The 26,426-nt window shown below is 54.8% G+C and carries 24 protein-coding genes; 9 read left to right on the top strand and 15 right to left on the bottom strand.

Features of this window, described 5'->3' with window-relative positions; all coding sequences use genetic code 11:
• Positions 1 to 13: 13 nt before the first annotated feature.
• Positions 14 to 1,606 (top strand): methyl-accepting chemotaxis protein, encoded by a 1,593-nt coding sequence (locus HEP82_RS16345; protein WP_192459063.1) that lies wholly within the window; start codon positions 14 to 16, stop codon positions 1,604 to 1,606.
• A 129-nt stretch (positions 1,607 to 1,735) separates the two neighbouring features.
• On the opposite strand, the gene HEP82_RS16340 is transcribed toward HEP82_RS16345, so the two are convergent.
• From HEP82_RS16340 to HEP82_RS16330, 3 genes are all read right to left on the bottom strand, one after another.
• Positions 1,736 to 2,398 (bottom strand): ABC transporter ATP-binding protein, encoded by a 663-nt coding sequence (locus HEP82_RS16340; RefSeq protein WP_192459062.1) that lies wholly within the window; start codon positions 2,396 to 2,398, stop codon positions 1,736 to 1,738.
• A 1-nt stretch (position 2,399) separates the two neighbouring features.
• Positions 2,400 to 3,233, bottom strand: coding sequence for an ABC transporter ATP-binding protein (locus HEP82_RS16335; protein ID WP_192459061.1), 834 nt, complete (start codon positions 3,231 to 3,233; stop codon positions 2,400 to 2,402).
• Positions 3,234 to 3,320: 87 nt separating this feature from the next.
• Positions 3,321 to 4,031, bottom strand: coding sequence for an HD domain-containing protein (locus HEP82_RS16330; RefSeq protein ID WP_192459060.1), 711 nt, complete (start codon positions 4,029 to 4,031; stop codon positions 3,321 to 3,323).
• Positions 4,032 to 4,318: 287 nt separating this feature from the next.
• On the opposite strand from HEP82_RS16330, the gene HEP82_RS16325 reads away from it, so the two are divergent.
• Positions 4,319 to 5,554: an MFS transporter gene (locus tag HEP82_RS16325; protein ID WP_192459059.1), complete on the top strand. Its 1,236-nt coding sequence runs from the start codon at positions 4,319 to 4,321 to the stop codon at positions 5,552 to 5,554.
• On the opposite strand, the gene HEP82_RS16320 is transcribed toward HEP82_RS16325, so the two are convergent.
• Positions 5,534 to 6,994, bottom strand: a complete 1,461-nt coding sequence (locus tag HEP82_RS16320; RefSeq protein ID WP_192459058.1) for a TrkH family potassium uptake protein — start codon at positions 6,992 to 6,994, stop codon at positions 5,534 to 5,536. The two genes, HEP82_RS16325 and HEP82_RS16320, sit on opposite strands and share 21 nt — an antisense overlap.
• A gap of 300 nt (positions 6,995 to 7,294) precedes the next feature.
• Between HEP82_RS16320 and HEP82_RS16315 the strand changes: the two genes are divergently transcribed.
• The 3 genes from HEP82_RS16315 (at position 7,295) to HEP82_RS16305 (ending at position 9,795) form a co-directional block, all read left to right on the top strand.
• A complete protein-coding gene (locus HEP82_RS16315) occupies positions 7,295 to 7,825 on the top strand; it encodes a chorismate mutase (RefSeq protein ID WP_192459057.1) in 531 nt (176 codons plus the stop codon).
• A 137-nt stretch (positions 7,826 to 7,962) separates the two neighbouring features.
• Positions 7,963 to 8,463, top strand: coding sequence for an Lrp/AsnC family transcriptional regulator (locus HEP82_RS16310; RefSeq protein WP_192459056.1), 501 nt, complete (start codon positions 7,963 to 7,965; stop codon positions 8,461 to 8,463).
• A 438-nt stretch (positions 8,464 to 8,901) separates the two neighbouring features.
• On the top strand, positions 8,902 to 9,795 hold the full coding sequence (locus HEP82_RS16305; RefSeq protein ID WP_192459055.1) for a jacalin-like lectin: 894 nt from the start codon (positions 8,902 to 8,904) through the stop codon (positions 9,793 to 9,795).
• A 197-nt stretch (positions 9,796 to 9,992) separates the two neighbouring features.
• On the opposite strand, the gene HEP82_RS16300 is transcribed toward HEP82_RS16305, so the two are convergent.
• From HEP82_RS16300 to HEP82_RS16265, 8 genes are all read right to left on the bottom strand, one after another.
• Positions 9,993 to 11,009: a 1-aminocyclopropane-1-carboxylate deaminase gene (locus HEP82_RS16300; protein WP_192459054.1), complete on the bottom strand. Its 1,017-nt coding sequence runs from the start codon at positions 11,007 to 11,009 to the stop codon at positions 9,993 to 9,995.
• Positions 11,010 to 11,340: 331 nt separating this feature from the next.
• Positions 11,341 to 12,273, bottom strand: coding sequence for a LysR family transcriptional regulator (locus HEP82_RS16295; protein ID WP_192459053.1), 933 nt, complete (start codon positions 12,271 to 12,273; stop codon positions 11,341 to 11,343).
• A 447-nt stretch (positions 12,274 to 12,720) separates the two neighbouring features.
• Positions 12,721 to 14,139: a M20 family metallopeptidase gene (locus HEP82_RS16290; protein WP_192459079.1), complete on the bottom strand. Its 1,419-nt coding sequence runs from the start codon at positions 14,137 to 14,139 to the stop codon at positions 12,721 to 12,723.
• 135 nt (positions 14,140 to 14,274) lie between these two features.
• Entirely contained in the window at positions 14,275 to 15,141 is an 867-nt protein-coding gene (locus tag HEP82_RS16285) for an ATP-binding cassette domain-containing protein (RefSeq protein WP_192459052.1), read from the bottom strand.
• Complete coding sequence (locus HEP82_RS16280; protein ID WP_192459051.1) at positions 15,138 to 16,157, bottom strand: ABC transporter ATP-binding protein; 1,020 nt, start codon at positions 16,155 to 16,157, stop codon at positions 15,138 to 15,140. The genes HEP82_RS16285 and HEP82_RS16280 overlap by 4 nt, the downstream gene beginning before the upstream one ends.
• 221 nt (positions 16,158 to 16,378) lie before the next feature.
• Positions 16,379 to 17,311, bottom strand: coding sequence for an ABC transporter permease (locus tag HEP82_RS16275; RefSeq protein WP_192459050.1), 933 nt, complete (start codon positions 17,309 to 17,311; stop codon positions 16,379 to 16,381).
• Positions 17,312 to 17,320: 9 nt separating this feature from the next.
• Positions 17,321 to 18,238: an ABC transporter permease gene (locus HEP82_RS16270; RefSeq protein WP_192459049.1), complete on the bottom strand. Its 918-nt coding sequence runs from the start codon at positions 18,236 to 18,238 to the stop codon at positions 17,321 to 17,323.
• Positions 18,239 to 18,296: 58 nt separating this feature from the next.
• Entirely contained in the window at positions 18,297 to 19,829 is a 1,533-nt protein-coding gene (locus HEP82_RS16265) for an ABC transporter substrate-binding protein (protein ID WP_192459048.1), read from the bottom strand.
• A 757-nt stretch (positions 19,830 to 20,586) separates the two neighbouring features.
• Here HEP82_RS16265 and HEP82_RS16260 point away from each other — a divergent pair.
• The 4 genes from HEP82_RS16260 to HEP82_RS16245 all read left to right on the top strand — a co-directional run bounded on the left by HEP82_RS16260 (position 20,587) and on the right by HEP82_RS16245 (position 23,262).
• Positions 20,587 to 21,222 (top strand): delta-endotoxin CytB, encoded by a 636-nt coding sequence (locus HEP82_RS16260; protein WP_192459047.1) that lies wholly within the window; start codon positions 20,587 to 20,589, stop codon positions 21,220 to 21,222.
• A 70-nt stretch (positions 21,223 to 21,292) separates the two neighbouring features.
• A complete protein-coding gene (locus tag HEP82_RS16255; RefSeq protein ID WP_192459046.1) occupies positions 21,293 to 21,892 on the top strand; it encodes a type-2Aa cytolytic delta-endotoxin in 600 nt (199 codons plus the stop codon).
• A 33-nt stretch (positions 21,893 to 21,925) separates the two neighbouring features.
• Positions 21,926 to 22,537, top strand: a complete 612-nt coding sequence (locus HEP82_RS16250; protein ID WP_192459045.1) for a type-1Ba cytolytic delta-endotoxin — start codon at positions 21,926 to 21,928, stop codon at positions 22,535 to 22,537.
• A gap of 65 nt (positions 22,538 to 22,602) precedes the next feature.
• Complete coding sequence (locus HEP82_RS16245) at positions 22,603 to 23,262, top strand: cytolytic delta-endotoxin (protein ID WP_225622513.1); 660 nt, start codon at positions 22,603 to 22,605, stop codon at positions 23,260 to 23,262.
• A 68-nt stretch (positions 23,263 to 23,330) separates the two neighbouring features.
• Here the strand turns inward: HEP82_RS16245 and HEP82_RS16240 are convergent, their stop codons facing one another.
• The 3 genes from HEP82_RS16240 to HEP82_RS16230 are packed head-to-tail and all read right to left on the bottom strand — an operon-like array spanning position 23,331 to position 26,418.
• The gene (locus tag HEP82_RS16240; RefSeq protein WP_192459044.1) at positions 23,331 to 24,692 is read right to left on the bottom strand and encodes an MmgE/PrpD family protein; all 1,362 of its coding nucleotides are present in this window, start codon (positions 24,690 to 24,692) and stop codon (positions 23,331 to 23,333) included.
• Entirely contained in the window at positions 24,689 to 25,573 is an 885-nt protein-coding gene (locus tag HEP82_RS16235; RefSeq protein WP_192459043.1) for a polysaccharide deacetylase family protein, read from the bottom strand. Before HEP82_RS16235 ends, HEP82_RS16240 begins: the two co-directional genes overlap by 4 nt.
• A complete protein-coding gene (locus HEP82_RS16230; protein WP_192459077.1) occupies positions 25,570 to 26,418 on the bottom strand; it encodes a polysaccharide deacetylase family protein in 849 nt (282 codons plus the stop codon). Before HEP82_RS16230 ends, HEP82_RS16235 begins: the two co-directional genes overlap by 4 nt.
• Positions 26,419 to 26,426: the final 8 nt, after the last annotated feature.

Below are 26,426 nucleotides of genomic sequence, written 5' to 3'. Positions count from 1 at the left end.
AAAGCAAACCGTTATGAAAAAATTCTCGCAAATGACCGTTTTCGTCAAACAGTTATGTGGATTCTCCGTATTGATGGTAATGATGTTGCTGCTCGGCATCGTTTCTCTGCTCCAGCTCGGCGCCAGCAATGCCCATATCGACAACTTCCGCAGCAACCAACTTCCTTCCGTGCGCTATACGCTGGAAATGCGCGGTGTCTTGTCGGAACTTCGTCTGCAACAAGTGCAGTATATTGCTTCCCAAACCCCGGATGAGCGGGAAGGACATCGCAAAGAACTGCTGCAAAATCAGGATATTTTTCTTACCGCCCAGGCTAATTACGCCAAGCTGGTAAAAAACGACGGCGCTGATAAACAAGCCATTTTCAATCGGGTCGTGGACAATTTTAAAAACTTCGTCGACGTCAATGCCAAAGTGATCGATGCCGTCAATAGCGAGAAACTGGACGAAGCCAGCAAGATCAGCGGTGCGGTATCATCCAAATACCGTTCACAGTTGATGAAGGATCTGGCGGCATTGGTCGACCAGGAAATCGTCAGTAGCGATCAGGCGGCGCAAGAGTCCGAACAGTCCTACCATACGGCCGTTTATCTGTTATCTGGTTTGCTGCTGCTGGCGTTGATCGCCACCGGCGTTATCGCCACCCTGATCTCCCGCAACCTGTCACGTCAGTTAGGCGGCGAACCGGCTTATGCCGCCAATATCATGAACCACATCGCCGAAGGCAAACTGAATGTAGAAATCGCGTTACGCAACGGCGACAACAGCAGCCTGCTGGCGACAATGAAATTCATGAACGGACGCCTGCAGGACACTATCAGAAACATTATTCAGGGCAGCGAATCCATCTCGCTGGCCGCCGATGAAATCGCTCAGGGCAACAGCGACCTGTCGCAACGCACGGAAGAACAGGCGGCATCGCTGGTTCAAACCTCGTCCAACATGCAACAAATCACAGAGACGGTGAAACGCAACGCGGACAACGCCCATCAAGCCAGCGAGCTGGCGCACCAGACGTCACAAACCGCGCAACGCGGCGGCGGCATCGTGAACGACATGCTCAAGCGCATGCACGAGATTTCAGACAGTTCACAAAAGATCGTCGACATTATTTCGGTGATTGAAGGCATCGCTTTCCAGACCAATATCCTGGCGTTGAACGCCGCAGTAGAGGCGGCGCGCGCCGGCGAGCAAGGTAAAGGGTTCGCCGTAGTAGCAGGTGAAGTGCGTAATCTGGCGCAAAAGAGCGCCAACGCCGCCAAAGAGATAAAAACGCTGATCGAAGGGACGGTGGAAAAAATCACCGACGGTTCACATCACGCGGACAACGCCAATCAGGCGATGGAAGAGATTGTCAGTTCCGTCACCAAAGTGACCGACATCGTGGCGGAAATCTCTATGGCATCCAACGAACAGCACAACGGCATCAAAGAGATCAGCGTCGCTATCGATCAAATGGATCAAGTCACCCAGCAGAACGCCGCCCTGGTAGAACAGGCCGCCACCGCAGCACAGTCGATGACCGAACTGGGTGAACAGCTGCGGGACTCTGTTCGTGTCTTCCAGATCGACTCGCCGCAGGAAAACCGCCTGCGACTCAGTTAACCCCGCCATACCCCATAACGACGAAGTGACCGCAACGGCGGTCACTTCATGATGAAACAGGATACGCCCCCTACGGTTGAGCGCGCCACATCGACGGTAAACCCGCTGATCCGCCGCCGCAGGCATCAACTATGCCGCCGGTACCTGTCTCCCCTCCCCGCTGTCAATACGCCATACCCGCTGACACAAACGGTTGACCATCGCCCGGTCATGGCTGATGAACAGGCAAGTCATCTCGGTGTGTCGGCGTAAACCACGCAGGATCATCATCTGAGCGGCGGCATCCAGCGCGCTGAGCGCTTCATCCAGCACCAGCAGTTGCGGCTGCGCCACCAACGCCCGGGCAAGACAAACCCTCTGCAATTGCCCGCCGCTCAACTGATGCGGATAACGCGACAACAGGTCGGCGCTCAGGCCGACATCATTCAGCCGGCACGCCACCGCGTTCCGGGCGTCTTGCACCGCCTCCTTACACAGCCGCAGAGGTTCGGCGACGATCTGCGCCACGGTCATCAGTGGATTGACGGAAGAGACATAATCCTGAAATACCGCGCCCACCGTCACCGGCAACCCCGACGCTCTGCGGCGCCGGTCATGGATATCCACCCCGTTGATGCGCACCGCGCCGCGCGTCGGCGTCTCCATGCCCAGCAGGATCCGCAGTAACGTACTCTTGCCGCAACCACTCGGCCCAATAATCCCGGTGAATTCGCCCCGCCGGGCATGCAAATGAATATCGCGCAGAACCGACGTTGCACCGTAGCTGTACGACAGCGCTTCGACCTCAATCAACTTACGGCTCCTTATCGACGGCGACCATCCCCGCCAACGCCTGTACCGATGCCACCCACTGTCGGGTGCAGGCATGACGCGGCACGTGCAACAGAGAGGCATACTCGCCATACTCCACGCTGCGCCCTTGCTGCATCACCACCAGACGATCCGCCATCTGATCCAGCAGAGAAAAATCATGAGAGATCAACAACAGCCCACACCCTTGCGCCCGCAAATCCTGCAACAGACGCACCACCTCCCGGCGGTTGTCCTCATCCAGCGCGGATGTCGGCTCATCGGCAATCAGCCAACGCGGGCGTAGCGCCAACACCAGGGCGATCGCCGCCCGTTGCAGCATGCCGCCGCTCAGTTCGGAAGGATAACGACGATACAACTGCTCGGGATGCGGCAATCGAACCTGTTCCATTGCCGTTATCGCCTGTTCTCGCGCCTGTCGGGCACTCAGCGGCACATGCTGGCGCAAGGTTTCGGCAATCTGGTTTCCCACCCGTTGCAGCGGATCAAACGCGGTCATGGGCTGTTGCGGAATCAGCGCCAATTGGCTGCCGCACAGACGCCGCATGGCGCGGTTATCCAACGCCAACAGCGATTGTCCCTCCAGCAGCACTTCGCCGCCACGGCGAAACCCCGGCCCGGTCAGGTTCATTAACGCCTGACTGGTGAGACTTTTGCCGCTGCCGCTCTCGCCAACCATCCCCAGACAACAAGACGGCGGCAGCGAAAAGCTGACCTGATGCAGCAGACGCTGCCCGGTTGGGCTCTCCAGCCACACATCACGAACATGCAGACCGGAAGACGTCACAGGAGCAGTCTGAGGCAAATCAACGTGCATCGTTCATCTCCAGCCGGTGGAAATCAGGCGTCTATTATCGTCACCGGGCCACACCGGCGCCTTGACCCCGGTCAGGGCAACCGTCCATCACGACAACCAGGGATGCCAGCGAGCGAAATGCTCACGTACCCACGTCGATGCCTGTAAGGGTTCACCGTCGATTTCGCCCGCCAGCTTGGACAGAAAATCGATCATCCAGGACGCATTGGTTTCAGCAATACGCCGGCCTTCCGCCGTGTTCATCAGCTCCGGCAGGCGCATCAATTTGACGCGAAAATGATCGAGCGTATAACGCTGATCATCCAACGGACGTGCGGTCGCAAACGGATCCTGCGGTTCAAACAGCGGGCGCGACATCAATCCCGCGACATAGAACACACGAGCCACCCCCAATGCGCCCAGGGAATCGAGACGATCGGCATCCTGCACGACCTGCGCCTCCAACGTCTGCGCCGTCATCCCGGCGCTGAAACTGTGCGCTTCCACGGCATGAAACACGGCGGCGTGCAACGTCGCGGGAAATACCGGAAAACGGGTTTGCAGGATCCGCACCGCTTCTTCCGCCGCCATACGCGAAGCGCGACAACGATCGGGATGATTTTTAGGAACCTGCACAATATCGTGCAGCCAGGCAGCGGCGACAATCACCCGCAAGTCGCCCCCTTCCCGCTGCTGAATGTGCCGGGCATTCGCCGCGACCCGGCAAAGATGGTGATGGTCGTGCGCGCCATCCTGCGCATCCGCCAGTCGTTCCGCAATGTAGCGGCTCAACGTTTGTTCAAAATCGGTGATATCCATCAGATTTTCTCCAGGCTACGCCTCTTTATTATGCGCATCAGCATAACCCTTTCTCTGTGACAATGATGTTTCCAGACATCATCAACCAAGATAATACCCTGATTAATTGCGACAGCGATAAACGGTGAAAAACCGTATTCTTCAATAAATAAATATTTACTTTTCCAAAAGGCTATTATTATATTGATGCTGTCTTTTATATGACGATTCTTTTATTTCATCGCGCCGAATTTTGTCATTTTTTTAATTTACAAAACACAAATATCATTGTCAGCGGTATATTTATTATGAACCCGGTTTTAATTTCTTTTCTTTCTTTAGTTTTTATTGCTGACGGATTAATGACCTTTCTGATCCCGGTGGCGGTGTATGCTCAAACGCAGAGTCTGACCTATTCGGGGCTGTCCTACGCGATCTGGTGGCTACCGCGCTTGGTGATGATCCCGGCGCTGGGCGCATTTATCGATCGCATCGGCATCCGCCCGGTGTCCATCACCGCCGACGCCGCCAAAGCCTTCGGCTGTCTGCTGCTCTGTCTGGTACTCAATTTCTCCAATGAATCCCTGACGTTGGCGATAGCCTGCGGCCTGCTGGGCGCCGTCATCTCAACCGGCAACGCTCAGACGCTGGTCGCCATGGAAAAGCTGATCGCCGGGCGCAGTCGTCGTATTGAATATGACGCTAACCTGTTGACCCGGTTGGATCTACTGGGAATGGTCGTCGGCCCCGCGCTTGGCATGTTGTTATTTGAATATGGTTTCGTAACGTTATTGTATATCTCCGCAACCTGTTATTTATGCAACGCTTATTATTTTCTCACTGCGCGTCTCTTTTCGGCCTCTCCTGAATATGATGAAAAAAGGGAAGGGAATAAAAGCATCTCGTCAAACGATAAAATTTCACTGTCGGTAATAATGCGCCAACCATTTATTATTTTGATGATCGTTTTAGCGGCGGGAAATAACATGTTTGACGGCTTGATTGAATCTAGCGGCGCAGCGCTAATCAAAAATAACATGGCGCTGTCGGTGAAATATTTCGGTTTTATTGATATCTGCGCCGGTGCAGTAGGTTTTTTATCTACGTTTGTTTACAGCGCCGCCCTCCGTCGCCTGAACCAGGAAATGCTGTTGACCATCGGCTTGGGCGTCAGTATCGGCGCATCACTATTGCTGATGGGATCATTACAGCAACTTGGCGCTTTTCTGGCGTGTTACTCGCTGGGCATTGCCGGCAGGGTATTTACCGGCAATGTTATGCGCACACTGCGTATCACGCTGATCCCGGAACGGCAACTGGCCAGCGCCTCGTCGTGGATCATGTTGCTGAATCAGTCGATTTTACCGTTCATGTCGCTGTTTTTGTTCCTGTCCGAACGTTTCGCACTGCCGCTGCAATACTTTCTGTACGCCGCGCTGGCGCTATCGCTGCTGGCGGGCATGGGAATACTCACGGCGTTAAGGCATAAAACAAAATCTGACGCTCCCAACATCTCGGCAAAACTAACCACGCCAGAACGATGAAGAAAACAACACCAGGATCGGGAAGATCTCCAGACGCCCCATGATCATCGCCACACACATTAACCACTTGGCGCCGTCGTTCAGGCTGCCGAATCCATCCGCAGTTAAACCCATCGACAACCCCATATTATTGATACAGGCCGCCACCGTGGAAAAGGACGTGATCAAGTCATACCCCATCTGATTCAGCGCAAAAATAAAAATACAGCTGAAAAAGATATACAGAAAAAAGAAGCTCCATACGGAACGAACCACACTTTCCTGCAACGTTGTCCCTGCCACCTTCACCGTACAAATCGCCCGGGGGCGAATCAGCTGTTCAATCTCCCGCTTGCTCTGTTTGTAAAGTATCAGGAAGCGTAAGGCTTTGATGCCACCGCAGGTTGAACCGATGCATCCGCCAAAAAAACTCGATGCCATCAGTAAAATCAGCACATGTTCCGGCCAGCGCGCATAACCGGTCGTCGCCAGACCGTTATCCGTCATGATGGATGCCGTCATGAAAAAACCGTGCACAAACGCGCCCTGTGCATCAAAAATATCCAGCCGGTATAACTCCAGGCAGACAACCGACGCAATCAGGGTAAATATCAGCAGGAAAAATTTCAGTTCAGGGTTATGAATCAATGGGCTAAGACTACGTCGATACAACACCAGATAGTAGAGCATGAAATTCACTGCCGATAGCAGCGATAACACCCCGCCTACCAGCTCGATTTTATGGTTGGCGTAATACCCCAGACTGTCGGTTTTATTGGAAAATCCCCCCAGAGAGACCGTCGACAATGCGTGACAGATGGCGTCGAACCATGGCATGCCCGCCAGCCAGTAAGCGATCGCGCCGCCCAGCGCCAACAATGAGTACACGCTCCAAAGCTGGCGGGAGGTATCCGCCAAGCGCGGCGTCAGGCGCTCCTCTTTGAACGGCCCGGGCGTTTCCGCCTGATAAAGCCTCGCGCCACCAATCCCCAGCATGGGCAACAACGCCACCGCCACCACGATAACCCCAAGCCCGCCGATGAAATTAAGCTGCGAGCGGTAGAAAACCACGGATTTAGGCAAGTTATCGATGTTATTCAGGACTGACCCGCCGGTCGTCGTAATCCCGGATACGCCCTCAAACATGGCATCGGTAAACGAGATATTCAGTTCACTGTTAATCGCCAACGGCAGCGCACTGATTACAGAAAACAACATCCAGAAAATCACGATGATCAGAAAACCATCCTGGGTATATACCTGTGAATGCGTCTGGCGAGTTCGTATCCAGCCGAACACACCGACAGGAAACACGAGTAAGAACGTATACAGAAAAGAAAAAAAACTTTTCTCTCTGAACAAAAGGGCGACCAGCGCCGGCGGGATCATCGACAAGCTGTAAAGCATCACCAGAAAACCACATAAACGAGCAATCACCACCTGCTGATTTTTCGTGATCATAATCGTCCCTTGCAGATGAAAACGGTTCTAGATTCCCCACATGGCAACAGCGACGCCCACTGTGCCTGTACCAGCGCCACATCATCGCGACGTAATATCAGAAAGTATAAGAAAATTATAACAATAAGGATGCGACGGTGATGCCGCTTAACCGCGCCGTCGCAATAAAAATAACGGCATGAAATTATAACCATAATGAAACATCTGCCACATCAGGTTACTAATCCGTGCATCCGCCGGTATGGCGTTGTCATACTCGGTGATTAAGCTATTGATTCATACCCACACTCAGGAGGCACCATGCTACGGACTCTCGGCCTTGCGGCCTTGTTATTGAGCACCAGCGCCATCGCGGCAAAAAGTACCGAACTCCCGACCCTGATCAATCAGCGGCTCAGCTACATGAAAGATGTCGCCGGTTACAAAGCCGGGCACCATTTGGCGATCGAAGACCTGCAACAAGAAGACAATGTGCTGAAGGCCAGCCGCCAACAAGCCAGCCAATATGGGTTGGATGCAGACTCCATCACGCCGTTCATTCAGGCGCAAATGGATGCCGCCAAAGCCATTCAGTATCGCTATCGCGCCGACTGGCTGGCCGCGCCGGAACACGATTGGCAACCCAAACCGTTGGAAGACGTGCGCGCGCGGTTGGCGACGCTGAATGGCGCCATCCTGCAACAGGTAGCGGATACCCTGCACAAGGAAGGGTCGTTGCAACACCTCAACCACGCCACCTTTCTGCAAACCGTCACCCAGCACAACCTCAGCACGCACGATAAAGAGCGCCTGTTCACCACATTGAAACAGGCGAAACTCCGCCACGATTAACCTATACCGGGCGAAATATTCTTTCGCCCGGCAGCCATAACCCCTACTTCATATCCTTTATCTATCGCATAATTATCCTGCGTATTGCGTATTACCATGTCGATACGCAATAAGATTCCATTTAACAGGATGCGGATATGAACGCCAAAACCACGGTCAGCGCCGACGACGAAAAAAACTACAACCTGGATCGTTTTGATCTTGCCATCCTGCGTCAATTGCAGCTGGATGCGTCCATCTCCAACGTCGCCCTCGCGGAAAAAGTCACGCTCAGCCCACCAGCTTGCTTGCGCCGGGTTGAACGGCTCAAACAGATCGGGTTGATCAAGGGCTATGTAGCGCTGCTAAATCCGCAGGCGCTGAACGTGGGCATGGTGGTGTTGATCGGCGTCGTGCTTGATCGTTCCACGCCGAAAACCTTTGAGGATTTCGAGTTGGCGGTGCAAAAGATCAGCGGTTGCATGGAATGCCACGTCGTCACCGGCGAATTCGACTACATCTTGATGATCCGCACCAAAGACAACCAGAGCTTCAATAAGCTGCACGCCGAACAGTTGCTGTTCCTGCCCGGCGTGCGCCAAATCCGCTCGTTTATTGGCCTGCGGGAAGTGCTCTCGACAACGAAATTGGTGTTTTAACTCACGCTATTGATGGCTCGTTAAACATCAGGCTCATGATGAGCCTGATGTCCTCGTCAGACGTCAAGTTGCAGGTGCGTTGGCGGGCCAAATTCGCGCCCAACGAATTTGTCACTCGCTTGTCGTTTTCCTGCAACTCGAATTATTTAGGGGATAACGCAATAGCTGAAAATATTCCCCTATCCGAGTGAGAATATCGCCAGCCAAATCATCAACAGCTAATAATAAAAATAAATATATTTTCATAATGAGAATAAATAAAAAACCAGAACAAACAATCCATTACCAAACATGTCCACAGCCATTTTTATTTCCGCTTGAAATAGCAAAACTAAAATCTACACTAAAAAAATCACGTTTTTAAAAAGAGAGTCTTTACAGCCAGCAGAATATTCAACGGTCAATATCAGGTATCTATCCTGAAATAAGGAGCGAGAAATGTCTTCAATAATCACATCAAGCTTTGGTGGTAATGGCGGTAGTCCCTTCGCCAACCAGGTAGTTTATAAAATAGGATTACGTACCGGCAGCAGAGTAGATCAAATTCAGATCAATGAAGAAAAACACGGTGGAGATGGCGGCTCTTCACAAGGGGCAATAACATTAGGCAATAATGAATACATTAATAAAATATATATACGCTCAGGTGCTGAAATTGATTATGCCTGTTTCGTCACCAACCAGGGGAATAGTATTCAGGGCGGAGGGAATGGCGGAAGCGAGCATGAAATCCATGGTATTCGAATACTGTATATTGGTGGCCGCTCCGGGGCACGAGTAGACGCACTGGATATTACGTATGTGAAAGATTATGTTCCGTCTACTGTTGTCGCTGAAAACGTTGGATTTATACTCAGCTACGTTGCCCCCTTTACCGAGCTGGAGGAGTATACGGATACCTATCAAAAAACCGTGGATAGTTACAAGCAAGTCACCGAACACATGTTGGATCAGAAATACAGCGCCAGCGTACAGGGTGAATACTACGTTAAGGTTTCTGCTTCCACCGATATTGAAATTAAAGACTCGAACCTTGTCACAATTGAAGCAGAATTAACGAAAGAGTTAGAGCACAGCATCCGTAAAACACTAAAAGTACCGGAAAACTATGTCGGTATTACGCTGGTTAACGGAACCATTCTTCTTGGGGAGGATAATTGTTATTGGATGCATCCCACCGCTGAACCCGCCTATAGCGTAATTAAACAATCCGACTATACCAACTTGCTCAATCATTACGATTTAACCGGTGAGCTTTACACCCAAATGCCGGATTTGAAAAAATATAAAAAAATACAGGATGGGTATGTCTATTATGATGAAAACAAATAACGTCCCGTTTTGATTTCTGTTATTTCCATTCCAGATTCACTGTTGAAAAGCGGGTCATCTTCACCAGCGAGAAAGTAACCTTAATTTCCTGATTCTGGCGAAAATTCCTGGCCCTACGAAAGCACACTCATCCGATCGCTTATAGGCATAAGCGATCGGATTATTATTGTTTCACACCGAACCCACTGCGCAGCTTATTAACCGTTACGGAAAATATAGCTGTACGCACTGAGCGCCGGCGCACCGCCCAGATGGGCGTACAACACTTTAGAACCTTTCGGGAACTCACCCTTACGCACCATGTCGATCATGCCCTGCATGGATTTGCCTTCGTAAACCGGATCGGTCAGCACGCCTTCCAGACGGGCGCACAACCGAATGGCTTCCAGCGTGCCTTCGTTCGGCAAGCCGTATTCCGGGCCGCCATAACGGGTATCCAGCACCACATCTTCTTCCGTGATTTCATGGCCCAACTCCACCAGATTGGCGGTGTTCTGCGCGATGCGTAGGATCTGCGCCTTGGTTTTTTCCGGCTTGGCGGAAGCATCAATGCCGATCACGTTGCGGGCGCGACCGTCGGCGGCAAAGCCTACCACCATCCCCGCCTGGGTGCTGCCGGTCACAGAACACACCACGATATAATCGAATTTGAAACCCAGCTCTTTTTCCTGCTGGCGTACTTCTTCGGCGAAGCCGACAAAACCCAGGCCGCCATACGGATGTTCGGAACAACCGGCCGGGATCGGGAAAGGTTTACCGCCGCTTTTCTCCACATCGTCCATCGCCTGTTTCCAGCTTTCACGGATACCGATGTCGAAACCGGCCGCATCCAGGCGCACATCCGCCCCCATAATGCGGGACAGTTCAATGTTGCCCACCCGGTCATACACCGCATCGGCATAGTTAACCCAGTTTTCCTGTACCAGCACACATTTCATGCCTAAATGCGCCGCCACCGCCGCCACCTGGCGTGTCTGGTTAGACTGAATGCCGCCGATGGACACCAACGTATCAGCGCCCTGCGCCAGCGCTTCCGGAATCAGATATTCCAGTTTGCGGGTCTTGTTGCCGCCGAATGCCAGGCCGCTGTTGCAGTCCTCGCGCTTGGCGTAAATCTCAACATCGCCGCCCAGATAAGCACTCAGGCGTTTCATTGGCGTAATCGGCGATGGGCCAAACGTCAGCGGGTGACGGGGGAATTTTTCCAGATTCATAGTCAGGCTCCGGTAAACAAAGGAAAAAATAGGGCTGTTGAGTTACGGCTCCGGGTTCCCCGGCTCACCGTGGAGAGGTGCGCTTCCCGACGTCCCCCACTGATGACGACCGGGCAGACGCCACCAGGGAAACAAGAGGGTAAGACACGGGAAGCGCGTTCTCCTGTTAGCGCTATACTACCTAAAACCGAATTCATTTAAATTGCTAAATCAGATCTATTTTTTTATAAAAATTAAATAAAAATTTTATATTTCAATTTTAAATTCCAAAAAATCACACAAAATAGAAATAAAATTAAATAAGAAAAACAAATGAAGACACCCTCGCCCGTCAATGCAGTTGCAAATCGAATTCCTGACGGCAGCGCTGATCCTGGATCTGCAACTCCTGCCGGAGAAACGCGAAAAATGCGCTCAATACGGCGGTACGCGGGCGCCCCATTTCCGTCTGGATCTGGAAAGTACGCTGGCTCAGTTGGTCGATATTGACGGTTCTCATCCGCAGGTTGTCGCGCCGGGCGCTGTAGAGAATAGAAAAATGGCTGCAAATACCGATGGCATCCGGCGTATTGAGCACGAAATCGTACAGCGAGGAAAAGTGATTGCTGGTAAACACCGGATCGATAAACACATTGTTCATGCGACAGGAGAGATCGAACAGTTGGCGAATGGTCGCGGATTGATCCGGCAACACCATCGGCCAGGCATTGAGATCCGCCAGTTGGAACTCTTTGTTGGCCAGCGGGTGATCCGCCTGCATAAACACCAATACCGGCGCCGGGTAGGACGCCAGCACTTCCACGCCATGCTCCGGCGACAGGCTGAATTTCAACGCCACATCGCATTCGCCGTTACGCACTAATTCCGGCACCTGACGGGCGGTGCCGACCGTCAGATAGAAACTGACGCGCGGATGAATCTCACGAAAACGCGCCAGCATGGTCGGCAGCAGATTGAACGCCACGCCGTCGGTACAGACCACCCGGATAGTGGTCTGGCGCACCGACTTCAACCCTTCGATTTCCGCCATCGCCAGTTCCATATCGGCCATACTGCGCCGTACATGGTTAGCCAGAATGTGTCCGGCATCGTTCAGCACCATGCCACGGGCGCTACGCTCGAACAACGGCACGCCCAACCGGGTTTCCAGCCGCTGGATCTGGCGACTAATGGCAGACACGGCAACGAATAACTGCTGGCTGGCGGCGCTGATGGAACCGGCGCCGACGACCGCCATAAAGTAACGAATTTCACTGTTATGCATAGAGGGTCTCCGAGAGACAGAATCTATCGGAAACGTCATGCCATCACATTCAGAATCCGAGAAGGTTTCGGGCGTATTAACCTCATATTTTATCTTTACTATTTTTCGCTCCGCCCGACACAGGGAGGCTCAAACGCCGCCTCCCTGTGAACCCGGGCTTGCTGGCTAAATTTTGCCGCTAACGCGGTGCCTTCGGGATAGGTGGCCGCTTAACGGGCCTCTCGTTACGCGGTTACTCGCCACAGAATGTGGCTCGCCCTGCGGGCCAGCGTAAACGCTGTTCAAAAACGCTTTTCGCGTTTTTGTCCGGCGCGGCACGAGTTTTCGCCGCATCCATGCGGCTCACCCTACGGCCTCCCATCCCTCAGCAAAATTTTTTATGCCAGAAGGCAACACACGCCACTATCAAGATGTGAGTGATATCGATGGGCACACAGTCATATTTGTTCACACAATCACATGTTGTTCTCTTAACGTCTTCACCCTGCCGCCCTCTTCCGCCAAATCCCAAAACAGGCCGCTCATGATGTGCAACGCCTCGCGCGCCACGTCCGCCAGCAGGTGTTCATTCGGCGCATGCTGGGAACAGCCGGGGTACGAGTGCGGTACCCACAATGTCGGCAGGCCGAGCGTGCGCAGGAAACAGGCGTTCGGCAGACCACCGCCGAAGTTCGGCAGCACCGCCGCCGGTTTGTTCACCGAGCGGGCGATGGACGCCAGCCCCCAGTGCACCCAGGGGTCGTCCGGGTCGATACGGGTTGCTTCAAAACAGTGATCCGGGCTAACCACCTCCACATCTTCAAAACCGTTGTCATCCAGATGGCGACGAATATGTTCCGCAAAATGCTCCACGTCGCTGCCCGGCACATAACGCATATGGCACTGGGCGCGCGCCGTCGCGGGAATGGCGTGTTCCGGTTTATCCGGATTGCCGGTGATACACGCCAACACGTCCAGCGTATTCCAGCCATACACCTTCTCCGCCGCGCTCAAGCCCGGCTCACCCCAGTTCGGATCAATCGCCGGGTCGTCCGGGCCGCTGCCCAGTTCGATATCGGACAACACCCGGCGCATCGCCTCCGACAGCGGCGGCGGCAGCAAAGCCGGCACCTTGATGCGCCCGTTAACGTCCACCAGACACCCAATGGCATGCGCCAGCCGGATAGCCGGGTTGCTCAGCAGCCCGCCCCAGTTGCCGGAATGATGCGCGCCGTCACGCAGCGTCAAGCGCAGGCCGAAATTGAACACCCCGCGCGAGCCGAGAAACAGCGTCGGGCGCTGCGCCGACACCCGCGGCCCGTCGGAGGCGATAAACAGATCCGCCGCCAGCCAGTCGCGGTACTGTTGACACACCGCCTCCAGACCGGGGGAACCGTACTCTTCCCCCATCTCCACTATCAGTTTGACGTTATAGCCAAGGCGGCCGCCGCGTGCTTTCAATACCAGCGACAGCGCCGCCAGATTGATGGTGTGCTGCCCTTTGTTGTCGGCGATGCCGCGCCCGTACCAGCGGTTGCCGTCCGGCGTCAGCGCCCAGGGCGATAGCCCGTCGCGCCAGTTAGCGTCGTCCCCCAGCACTACATCGCCGTGGCCGTAGGTCAGCACCGTCAATTCCGCTTCCGGCTCGATGCGCCGCGCCAGCAGGAACGGCCCTTTGCCCGCCACCGGGTTGGGCACGATCTGGCTTTCAAAGCCCATCTCCTGCAACAACGGAGCGATCTCGTCCGTCAAATAATCCATCAATATCGGAGCCCGTTGCGCATTCTGGCTCTCCGTGGGGTACGCCACCCGGCGTGCCAGAACCTCACGCAACCGGCCTGAATCAAAATAGTCCGCCGCCGCCTGCATTACCTCTTCGCGTGTCATCATTGATCCTTCTCATCGTTAATCGTCGGCTGCCCACCGTTGCCCGGCTTCTCTCCCCCTCGGGCTCCACCGGTTCTTATCGTCCACGATGATCACACCTCATAGCAGGCGATCATCGGGCATTCGCCTGCCGGATCAGCAGGCGTCTATTTCTGGAATGCCCAACCCCGGCTCCGGCGTCAGCACCGAGGCCAGCAGCGCACGGGTATACGGGTGTTGCGGCGCGTTGAATACCTGCTCACGGGTTCCCTGTTCCACCAGTCGGCCTTTGCGCATCACCGCGACGTGATCCACCAGATGTTCCACCACCGACAGGTTGTGACTGATAAACAAGTAGGTCAGACCTAACTCTTTTTTGAGCGACAACAACAAATTGAGGATCTGCGCCTGTACCGACACATCCAGCGCCGACGTCGGTTCATCACAAATCAAAATATCGGGCTGTAAAATCAGCGCCCGGGCGATCGCCACCCGCTGGCGCTGCCCGCCGGAAAGCTGCCCCGGATACTGGCTGTGGGTGCGGGACGGCATGCCCACCACATCCAGCATCTCCCGTACCCGCGTTTTGCGCTCTTCCGGCGTGCCGATATCGTGCAGCCGCAGCGCGACTTCTACGATATCCGCCACGGTGCGACGCGGATTCAGAGAGGAATAAGGGTCCTGAAAAATCGGCTGGATACGGGTAGCCATCTCGCGCCGGTTGCCCGCATCAATCTCCCGCCCTTCAATCAGCACGTTGCCGGAAGTCGGCGGCAGCAGCCCCAGCAGCATTTTCGCCAGCGTGCTTTTGCCGCAGCCGGATTCCCCCACCAGCCCCAGCGTTTCACCGCGCCGGATACGCAGCGACACATTGTCCACCGCGGTAATCTCGCCGGGCCGGGAGAACAGACCGCGATTGAGACGAAACGTCCGGCTCAGCGCACACAGCTCCAGCGCGATGTCGTCGTTGCCGGGAATGTACGTCGGCAGTGCCGTCGTATCCTGGGTTGCCTGCATCGTCATACCAACACCTCCGTAGCCTGGGCTTGTACACAACGCACTGCATGCAGTGGCGACACCGCCCGCCAGTCGACATCCACCAGACAACGCTCATGACATTCGCCGCAACGATTACGGAACGCGCAGCCCTGCTGCGGCCCAACCAAGCTCGGCACCATGCCGGGGATCGCCTGCAAGGGCTCGCCCGGCACGGTTTTGCCCTGCACCGGGATGCAGGCCAGCAAGCCGCGGGTATAGGGATGCTGCGGCTGGTGGAACAGTTCCCGTACCGGCGCGTTTTCCACCACCTGGCCGGCGTACATCACCGCCACCCGGTCGGCGATACGCGCCACCACGCCCAGATCGTGGGTAATGAAAATTACCGCCGTGCCCAGTTCCTGCTGCAACTCACGCAGCATGCGTAAAATCTGCGCCTGAATAGTGACATCCAGCGCGGTGGTGGGTTCATCGGCGATAATCAGCTCCGGGCCGCACATCAGCGCCATGGCGATGATGATGCGCTGGCGCAAGCCGCCGGACAGCTGGTGCGGATACTGTTTCAGCCGCTCCGTCGCCAGCGGAATGCCGACGCGCTCCATCAGGTACACCGCCCGCTCCCGCGCCTCGGCATAGGACACACGCCGGTGCGCCATCAGGGTTTCGCACAGTTGATCCCCCAGCGTGAACGACGGGTTGAGCGACGTCATCGGCTCCTGAAAAATCATCGCCATCTGGTTGCCGCGCAGCATCGACATCTGTTTCGGACGTAATGACTGCAAATCCTGCCCTTTGAAACGGATATAGTCCGCCGTGCGTACCGCCCGACGCGGCAGCAAGTCCATCAGCGCTAGCGACGTCATCGACTTGCCGCAACCGGACTCTCCCACCAGACACAGCATCTCGCCGCGCCGTACCGAGAAATCGATGCCGCGCACCGCATGCAGCGTGCCGCGCGGCGTCGGCAAGTCAACGCGCAGATTTTTCACGTCCAGCACGATCTCGTGCGGGTATTCGTGTGGATTGTTGTCAGCAGAATGCATCCCGACCTCCTTCGCACCTATCGCAATAGGCGTCATTGGCGCAGCCAGTTTGGACACGGACAGCGCGGAGACAACATGCGTTGCATGTTGAACGAACAAAGCAATTTGTCCGGCCCAACGGGCGAGCGCAGCGAGTAAACCGGAACGTACACAGTACGTGAGGATTTCAAGCACCGCCCAGAGCCCAAATGGCCAGTAAAATAGCCTGGTGGGGTAGGCCCTTAATTGCGGCCGTCCAGCGCGGTGATATCGCGCAGGCCATCACCCACCAAGTTGATGCCCAGCACCAGCAACGCCAGCACCACCCCCGGGATCACGATCACCCACGGCTGGAAGAACATATATGCTTTGCCTTCAGCCACCATCAGCCCCCACGACGGCATCGGCGGCTGCACCCCCAACCCGAGGAACGACAGCGTCGCCTCCAGCAACACGGCGTGGGCGATCTCCAGCGTGGCCACCACCGTCAGCGGCCCCAGCAGATTGGGCAGGATCTCCCGCAGCATAATGAACAGCGACGAGGCGCCCAGCGTCTGGGCGGCGGCGATAAATTCCGCTTCCCGCAGTTGGCGCGTCACCGAACGGGAGACGATCAAAAAGCGATCCCACAACAACAAGCCGAGCAGCATGATCACTACCTTCACCGACCCGCCCACCAGCGAGGCCAGCGCCAGCGCCACCAGAATCACCGGCATCGACAGGCGCACCGTCAACAGATAGCTGACCGCCGCATCGACGCGACCGCCGAAGTACCCGGCCAGAACGCCGAGCGAAATACCGATAAACCCAGAGATCATCACCGAGATCAGACCGATGGCCAGCGATACCCGTGCGCCATACAGCAACCGGCTTAAATAATCGCGCCCCAGTTTGTCGGTACCGAGGAGGTGATCCCAGCTGCCTTTGTCGTGCCATACCGGCGGAATCAGCCGCCGGCTGACTTCCTGCGCGAAGGGATCGTGCGGGCTTATCAGCGGCGCCAGGATCGCCAGCAGGACGATACCGCCCAAAATCATCACCCCCAGCGTCATGCCGTGGTGGCCGAGTATTTTTCGCCTCCAGCGCTGCCACGGCCCCGGCTCGGGCAGCAGCCCTGGCTCAACGGCCGGCGCGCTTTTCATCATCACGGCGAAACGTGCAAGCGTACTTTTCATTGCGGCTCCTTATTTGCTGCGCAGACGCGGATCCAGTGCCGCATTGAGGACATCCGCCAGAAAGGTCAGTCCGATATAAAACACGGCGATAATCAAAACGATGGCCTGCACCACCGGGAAATCGTTACGGGAGATGGAATCCCAGGCTAATTGCCCCAGCCCTTGCAGCGAGAACACCGACTCGATCACCACCGAACCGCCCAGCATGAATCCCAGTTCCACTGTCGCCAGCGCCACCACCGGGATGATGGCGTTACGCAGGCCATGCTTGAACACCACCTTGAACGCGCTCAGTCCTTTGGCGCGGGCGGTGCGGATATAGTCGGAACCCAGCACATCCAGCATGCCGGAACGGGTTAAACGCATCAGCGACGGCATGGCGTAGTAGCCCAGCGCCACAGCGGGCAGCACGAAGTTCAACCAGGTGGTATTCCCCGCCACCGGCACCCATTTCAGGCCAACGGCGAAAATCAGGATCAACACCAGCGCGAACCAGAAGTTCGGCATCGCCTGGCCGATCACCGCCACCAGCATGGCCAGGCGATCCACCCAGGTATCGCGGAACACCGCGGCCAAAACGCCCAGCGGGATCGCCACCGTCAGCGCCAGCAACAGCGACGCCACGCCCAGTTGCAGCGTAACCGGCATGCGCTGCCCCACCAGCTCCATCACCGTATTTTCAAAATAGAACGAGCGGCCGAAATCCAGGTGCAGCGCCGACCACATCCAGCGGGAGAACTGGGTCAGCAGCGGCTGATCCAGCCCGTTCTGTACCCGAATCTGGGCGATGGTGTCTGCGGTCGCGTCCGGCCCGGCGATCGCCGCCGCCAGATCGCCGGACAAGTGCAGCAGTGAAAAACTGACCACCGCCACGGTGAACAGCACCGCCAACGCAACCAGTAACCGATGAAAAATGAACTTCACCATGAGAGTGCTCCTCGCAAAACGGACGCTCCGGGAAGGGCCGCCCCTTCCCGATGGCGGATTACTTCCAGCTCGCTTCGGCGAAGCGCGGCAATTCATCCGGCCAGTCCTGGAAATTCAGGTCTGACGTAAAGGCGTAGTTGGTGGAATAGGAGAACAACGGCGCCATATAGGCTTTCGCCGAGATGTTCGCCAGCAGCTTGGCGTAGGCCGACTTACGCTGCGGCGGCACTGTGATGGCATCCGCTTTCGCCAGCTCGGCGATGATGTCCGGATCTTTCCAGATATCGTTGCCCTTGCCGCCGAAGTACGGCGTCACGAACGCGGTCGCGTCGTTGATGGAAAACGATCCCCAGGTGCTGAACGCCAGCGGCGCCTGGCCGGACGCCAGCGCATTGGCCATCACCGGGTACTGGACGAAGTGCAGACGGGCGCGAATCCCCACTTTGCGCAGGTCGCCGATGATCGCCTCGGCGTAGTCACGTTCGCGATAGGCCCACAAATCGGTTTCAAAACCGTCGGGGAAACCCGCTTCCGCCAGCAGTTGTTTAGACTTGGCCGGATCATACGGGTATTGCATGACCTGGCTGTCGTCACAGGCGGTCTGGGAACGGAAACAGGCGGAGAACACCGGCTTACTGCCGCCACGCACCATGTTGTCCACCATCGCCTGGCGGTTGATGGCGTAGCTGATCGCCTGCCTCACGCGCAAATCCTTGAACGGCGCGCCTTCAGGGCCGGTGGCATTGGTATTCAGCTCCAAAAAGCCCACACGCATGGTTTCGCCGCTTTTCACGGTGATATTCGGCACCGAGGCCAGAGACGCCGCCTGATCCGAGGCCACACGCCAGATCCAATCCACCTGGCCGGTCATCAGTTGCGCCACGCGCGCTTCCGGATCGCGGATCACCACAAATTGCAGTTTGCCGATTTTCGGCTGGCCGATAGGGCTGTCCTTGAAGTAGTTCGGGTTTTTCTCCATCAATACCCCCTGCCCCGGTGTAACCTTCACAATCTTGTAAGGGCCGGTGCCGATCGGCGCTTTGCTAAAGCCCTCCAGCTTCACCTGCTGGAAGTATTTGGCGGGGTAGATAGGGGTTGGGCCGGAGAGATATTCCAGCGCGGCCGGAAACGGTTTTTTCAGATGCAACCGCACCGTATAGTCGTCGACTTTCTCGACATGGTCGATCCAATCCACGCTCTGCGGGATCACCGAGGCGGTGTTCGGCCCACCGATACTTTGGAAGGTGTACACCACATCATCGGCGGTAAAGGCGTCGCCATTATGGAAGGTCACGCCTTTACGCAGATGCAGCAGCAGCACAGTGGGCGCTTCCCAGCTCCAGTCGGTCGCCAGTTCGCCTTTGTACTCGCCGGTTTTCGGATCGCGATAAATCAGCGTATCCCACGCCAGATGCGCCAGAATGACGCCTTCCCGCATGTTATTGTGGTAAGGACTGACGTTTTCCACCTCACTGTCGGAGGCGTAAACCAGAGTATCGTTTTGTTTTCCCGCATAACTGGCGGACGCGCAGCCGGCCAATAACGCGGTTAATGCATATTTACGAATATGTCTTGCCAGATTACGAGCCATGCTGTTCTCCTAACCACAATAAAGGACGAATAAAAAAATGGTCACCAACAAAAACATTCGTTAACAGCATTGCAAGACCAACGCCAATCACGGCCAATTACCGTTACAGATTTTCGATCCAGGCTTTCTCAAAATGAGAAAGTACCGATTCATTCTGGATTTATTCACATCGGCAATAATAAAAATAAATGACAATCCCGGAGTGAAAAACCGCAGCCCATGCCTGTTAGCAGAAATCGGGTGCTATTCCAGTGCACACATTCACCCGCCTGCACCATTTGCGTGATTGTCGATAAGAGAAGGTTATTTCTTGTTTTGCGAAAGCGGTATTACCGTTCTGATCATGTTAGCGGGCATAGCTTCTCGTCATACGTCACGTTGCAACTCGGTGGTTTTTTCTCGTTTACCCCAACCACTGATTTAACGTTGCCGTAAGGCAATTAAGTCCGTGAATCCTGATGAGATGACTCCGCAACATAAAGCAAGTGAAAAAACACCGCCAACACATCTGTAATATGAAATATGTCGGGCATACAATGAAATAGATGATTAAATATTTAAGTAATAGCAATATCATCACAGTATGAAAATAAGTTTATTAATAATTAAAAACATAACCAACGAATAATTAGCCGCAAACCAGTCATCAGTCGGAAATAAAATATACCTACCATGCAGCTTGATCTTTTTAAAAACGACTCCTAGGTTAAAATAGAAAACAGTGCCCCTACACATTTTATTCCTGGAGAGTATCGAGATGAAATTCGATAATATCATTGTATTGAATAGCAATGAACTAATGGCAAATAATTCAAACTTAGATCTTAATTTCAACACGTTATTTCAATTACCACAAAAATATGTCGGACAGGCGATTGAAATGTCAAGAGTATTTCAGAGCGCCATTAATGGAGACAATCTTGAATTTAATTTTGATAAAGCCATTGATCTGGTAAAAAACCACCCTGAAATGGCGATTATAGGTACGATAAATCAGTCTATTACCAAGCAAAACAACCAGGTATCCGCCATGGTGGACGACGTCATGAAATTGCTGGATACCGTTGTCGGCGTAGTGCTCGATAAAGACAGCCCAACGTATAAAAAATTTGCCAGCACGATTGAACAGGGTTTTACCAACCTTGATGCACAAAAAGAAAGTAAGTGGATTTTCTGGAATAAAGAGAGCGAATCGAAAACAACCTATACTTACAATATCTTATTTGCTGTTGCCAATCAGGATACCGGTTCCGTTATGGCCGCCGCACCTATCGGCTTGACCATTACCGTTGATGTCGATAAAGAACAAGTGCTCTGGATTACCATCAAAGACAAACATAATTATTCTGTTAATGTGAAATCCATCACTGTTGTTGAAGCACTCAAATCCTAATTCTGAAAATGCCATGCTCGTCATGGCATTTTTATTATTCTCCTTACCGGATATGAAATAAGGCACTGAGATGAATGCCATTACCTTAAACCCGACGAATATTGTCGACGGAAATAAAAACTTTAGCGTCACATTAAATGTCGACTTAACATACGTTGCTCAGGCCATCAATATGGCCAATATTTTCAATGAGGCTTACATTTCTCAGCAAGGGATTAATTTCGAGAAGGCGCTATCGATTGCAAAAAGTCACGATACGCTGGCGGTTGTCGGTACACATACCGTAAAAGGGAACAGCACTATTTCTCAGGTCTGGGTCGCCATTGACCAGTTGCAAAACCTCATCCGCATGGTACAAGGCGCGGCCACAGAAAACTGGATGGCATTCGGTATTGCCGCCAAAGCCTTTATCGACCTTAATGCTCAGAAAAACGGTAATTATTTTACAATTTTCAACGAGCAATCAAACACATTGAAGTACCAATATAATATGTTTGATGTCACGCAAAATATGGCGACAGGTTCGGTTATGGTCGGTCAGTTAACCAGCGTTGACATTACCATCACGCAGTCAGATGCGAATGTTCTGGCACTAGTAGCAGGCTCATCAATTACCCAGCACATGAACTTCAAGAGTATGGTGATTGTTGAGGCGCTCACCGCTAAATAGCAGAACATATAACGATTCATACATGGTGATAATATGAGTATAGAAATTTACCCGGATGATGATAATACCTTGCCGTATCAGGTGTTTCTCAATCTTCAAAATGAAAACTATTATGCCCAAGCCCTCTCTCTGGCTCAGCTGTTTGCACATGAAGTCGATGATCGCGGCCAGCTGGATTTGGCTAAGGCGGTAAAAAAAGCGCAGGCGCAACCTGATCTGGCGATTGTCGCTACCCATAATACGACCGTAAAAAAGTCATTTGACACCCTGTCCGCTTTAACCACCGCGTTATCCGAACAGTTAAAAATCGAAGGCGTATTGGGTATAAGTCAAGACACATATATTCAAAATATTTTGTCTCATGCTTTTTGCGATCTGGATACACAAAAAGATAAACCCTGGTTTCATATCACTACCCAGCCTGATACCCAACATCAGGTCGTCAGTTATTCATACAGTTTATTTCTTGTCAGCCAAGGGGATGAAACCGGCGCCATGATGGCCGCAGGCCCACTTATCATTACGGTCACGCCGAGTACCGCCATCACCGATATATTTAGCACCAAAGACTGGCGTTTAACCTTGAAAAAAGAAGAGATTACGATATCCATAAAAGGATTCCAGATCGTCAAACCGCTGGAGTAATCGCCTATTTTTTCCGGTTGCCCAGAGACAGCATTATTTCATTAACCTGAACCAGGGGGCTTATTTTGAATATTACAGACGACTTACATCCGACTATTTATAACAGTCCGATCGTACTGAATATTATCTCTGCGCCCGTTATGGTTAATCGATATGCTTTACAGGCAGAACAGGAGCAACCCCTGCATTTCAAAACCCTATTCAGTGTTGAAGCGCAATATATCCCTCAGTCGTTGGCCATCAGCCGGGTATTTCAAAATGCATTAACGTCGACCCTGAATTTTGATACCAATAAAGCGATTTCCGTTGCCAATGACGCCGGCTTAACGATAGAGCAAGTCATTAATTTTCACGTTGCCAGCGGCTCGCCAGAACAAACCATTGCACAGGTTTCCGATCATATTAACGCGGTAGTCGGCGGTTCGATTTCTGATTCGCTCAGGAACAAAATAATCGACACAATTAAAACCGGTTTTTTAAACCTGAACCGTAATAGCGAAAGCGCATGGATTTTCTGGTCGAAAGAGAGCAGTTCCAGCACCAGTTATAGCTACAATTTATTGTTTGCTATTCAGCAAAATCAAAAATTAATCGCAATCCCTTTAGGCATGTTGGTTCATGTTGATGTGAGCGAAGAAAAAGTGTTGTTTATCACCATCTCATCCCATGCCTGCTATGCCGTCAATCTGGATGGTTTGAAAGTCAGTCAGGCATTATCAGGATAACGGGGAGGCATCGAAACAACGCCTCCCCGTCGGTTTATCGCTCTCGTACCGTATCGTCGCAGCAATAGCTATTCGAGCATCAGCGTCTCCGCCAACGGTTGCACATCCGCGAGCTGTTCCAGCCCCAGGCACAGATCGGCCAATGCCCGTACGCGGGGCTCTGGTAGCGCACGTACCGCTAACGCGGTGAATTTTTCCAGCAGCGCCGCATCACTGAGCGGGTTATGCGGCGAGCCCAGCGCGATCTCCACCCGATGGCTGAAGCACTCACCCCGGCGCGTAGTCAGGGTCAGCAACGGTTCGCTGTCGCTGTCCTGCTGTGGGTCAAGGTGCAGTTCAATGCGCGCCAACATCGACGCAATCCCCGGATGCTGGCGGTTCCCGTCCAGGTAAGCATTCAACCCGGCATGACCATGCACCAACCGCGCCGCCAGCGCATAGGGCAGGCTCATCTGCGCCGCCGCCAGGCTGTCCAGATCGCAGTTGCCGCACATCCCATGCAGGAACGGGCTCAGGCTGACGGTAATTCGCTCGATGGCGTCGGCGTCGCCGTCAATTCGCGTCAGCAGCACGTTCAATGCATCAATGGCGGAATGCACCCCGCGGCAGGAAGCGTAGGGTTTGATCGAACAACGCAGCAGCTTCCACACCTGCCCCAAATCCTGCGTCAGCGCCGCCGGCTGAGCGCTATTCGCCGCCAACGTGGACAGAAAACCGCCCCATACCGGCTCGAACAGCTGGGTCGGCCCACTGACGGACTCATTCGCCAGCAATGCCGCCAGCACGCCGCCTTCCGCCGCCCGTCCCGCGTGCAATTTCTTGCTCTGGGAACCGTCGTGGATAAACGCCCACAACCCGCCGCTGAAACTGCCGGCCAACCCTAGCGCCGCCACCATCTTTTCCTGCGGTAGCCTCAGTAGGCTGGCCGCCGCCGCCGCCGCGCCGAACACACCGCAGGTGGCAGTGGAATGCCAGCCGGCGCCGTTATGGGGCGAATAGCCGCCGCAAGCTTCCAGCACCCGACGCCCCACTTCATAGCCGATGACCACCGCCCGGATCAGATCCTGGCCGGATACCGGCTGCGGACACATCGGTAATATCGCCAGCACCGCCGGCAGCACCACCGCGCCGGAGTGATCGCAGCCGCCGGTATCGTCCAGTTCATACATGTGCGCCGCTACGCCGTTGAGCAACGCCGCCTGACGGACGCTGGCCACGCTATTGCGCCCCCACAGCACCGCTCCCGTTTCGGGCGCCGGTTCGGACAGGGCGCGATCGACGGCGCGATAGACGTCGCTATCCACCCCGGCCAGCGCCGCGCCGAGGGTATCGAGAATATGGCGTTTGCAGCGTTCTACCAGCTCGGCCGGGAAATCGCTGAAACGGGTCTGGCAGATAAATGCGGCCAGTTGCGCCTGCGCATTGTTCATGACTGTACCTGCGTATTCACATGCTGATGATAAATCGCCGCCGGATGCTCCGGCGCATTGGTCGGCTGCGTTTGCCACCATGCCGCCACCTCGCCCGCCGTCGCCAACCAAACGTTGTCATGGCTGCAAATGAAATCCAGCAGTTCGTCCAGCAGGCCGATGCGGCCCGCCGTACCGATGATTTCCGGGTGCAACCGCAACACATAGCAACCGCCGAAGCGATAAAAACCGCGAAAATCGAGCTTCATGTTCTCCAGCGTATGGGCATAAGACGCGATGCGAGACTGCCCCGGCGGCACCGCCGGGCTGAGATTGAAGGCAAAATAGGGGTCGTCCTCCAACTCATAGTGCAGCGGCAGCTCCACCAGCGGCGCCTCCTGATGGAAATAGGGCAGATCGTCGCCGCGCCAGCTGGACGACCAGCGGATCCCCGCCTGCGCCATCGCCTCGACGAACCCCGGTTTCCACTGCCCGGCGGGCAGCCGGAAGCCGACCGGGCGCGTCCCGCTCAGCGTCTCCAGCGCGTCGCACCCTTGGTGCAGGCTGGCGACCTGTTCCGCCAGCGTGATAGCGTCAAAATCCTGATGGCGATAGCCCGAACAGGCTATCTCATGGCCGCCGGCGACGATGCGCGCGAACAGGTCGCGGTTTTCTTCAGCGACGATGGCCGGCAGACACCAACTCGCAGCGATCTGTTTGCGCGCCAGCAGCGCCAGCAAACGATCCACGCCGCGCGTGGTGCCATAGCGCCAGACCGACAGTGTTTTTTCCCGGCCGGCCACGGCAGGTGTCTGGGTGAGGATGCCGTGGACATCGTAATAATCGATGGTCACTACCACCGCACAGCGGTAGGGGGCGGGCCAGTGGGCAAACTCGCTCATGGGCGTTCCTCCCTGAGATGCCAGTGAGCCACCTCGCGGCAGCGGGCGAACCACACATCGTCACGCTGGCGCAGGTGGGAAAGAAACTGTTCCAGCAGCAGGATGCGCCCCGGTTTGCCGGAAATTTTCGGATGGAACAGCGTGGTCAGGCACAACCCTTCATCCATTGCGCCGTCGTACTCGCGGCACCAGTTATCCAGCGTCAGTGCATAGCTGGCGGTGCGATCCAGTCCGGCGGGAAAGTTGGGCGAACGGGTATAGGCCAGCGAGGCGTAATCGTCCATCTCCCAACGCCCTGGGATCTCCACCAGCGCGCGGTCGCGGCCGGCCACCGGGATCAGGTACGGGCGGTCGTCGCCGCGCATGCTGCTGGAGTAGGTCACGCCGCAGTCCACCAGCACCGCCGGCGTATCGGCGTGCCAGTCCCCCGACGGCGTGCGGAACCCCTCGGCGCGGATGCCGAGATAGCGCCAGAAAATGTCCGCGGAAACGTCCATCACCCGGCGCTGCTCCTCGGCGGAAAGTGCATAGAAAGACTCATGACGGTAGCCGTGATACGCCACCTCATGGCCTTGCTCGACGATGGCGGCGCACTGTTTCGGCCAGTTCTCCACCACCCAGGCAGGCACGAAAAAAGTCGCCGGGATCGAGAACTGCTCCAACAGCGCCAGGATCCGCCCCAAGGCGCGAAACGGCCCATAGCCGCCGAAGGTAAAATACTCCGGCTTTTGCCAAATAGACCCGTTCAGCATGGCGTCGCCGGTCGGCCCGTCGAGATCGAAAGCCAGCGCCATACAACCGCGTTTATTGTCCGGCCAGCGCGGACGCTGCGTCAGAGACTCCATCGTCATCA

The sequence above is a fragment of the Musicola keenii genome, assembly GCF_014855505.1.
Classification (GTDB): Bacteria; Pseudomonadota; Gammaproteobacteria; order Enterobacterales; family Enterobacteriaceae; genus Musicola; species Musicola paradisiaca.
This window is presented reverse-complemented; position numbering and strand designations above follow the sequence as displayed.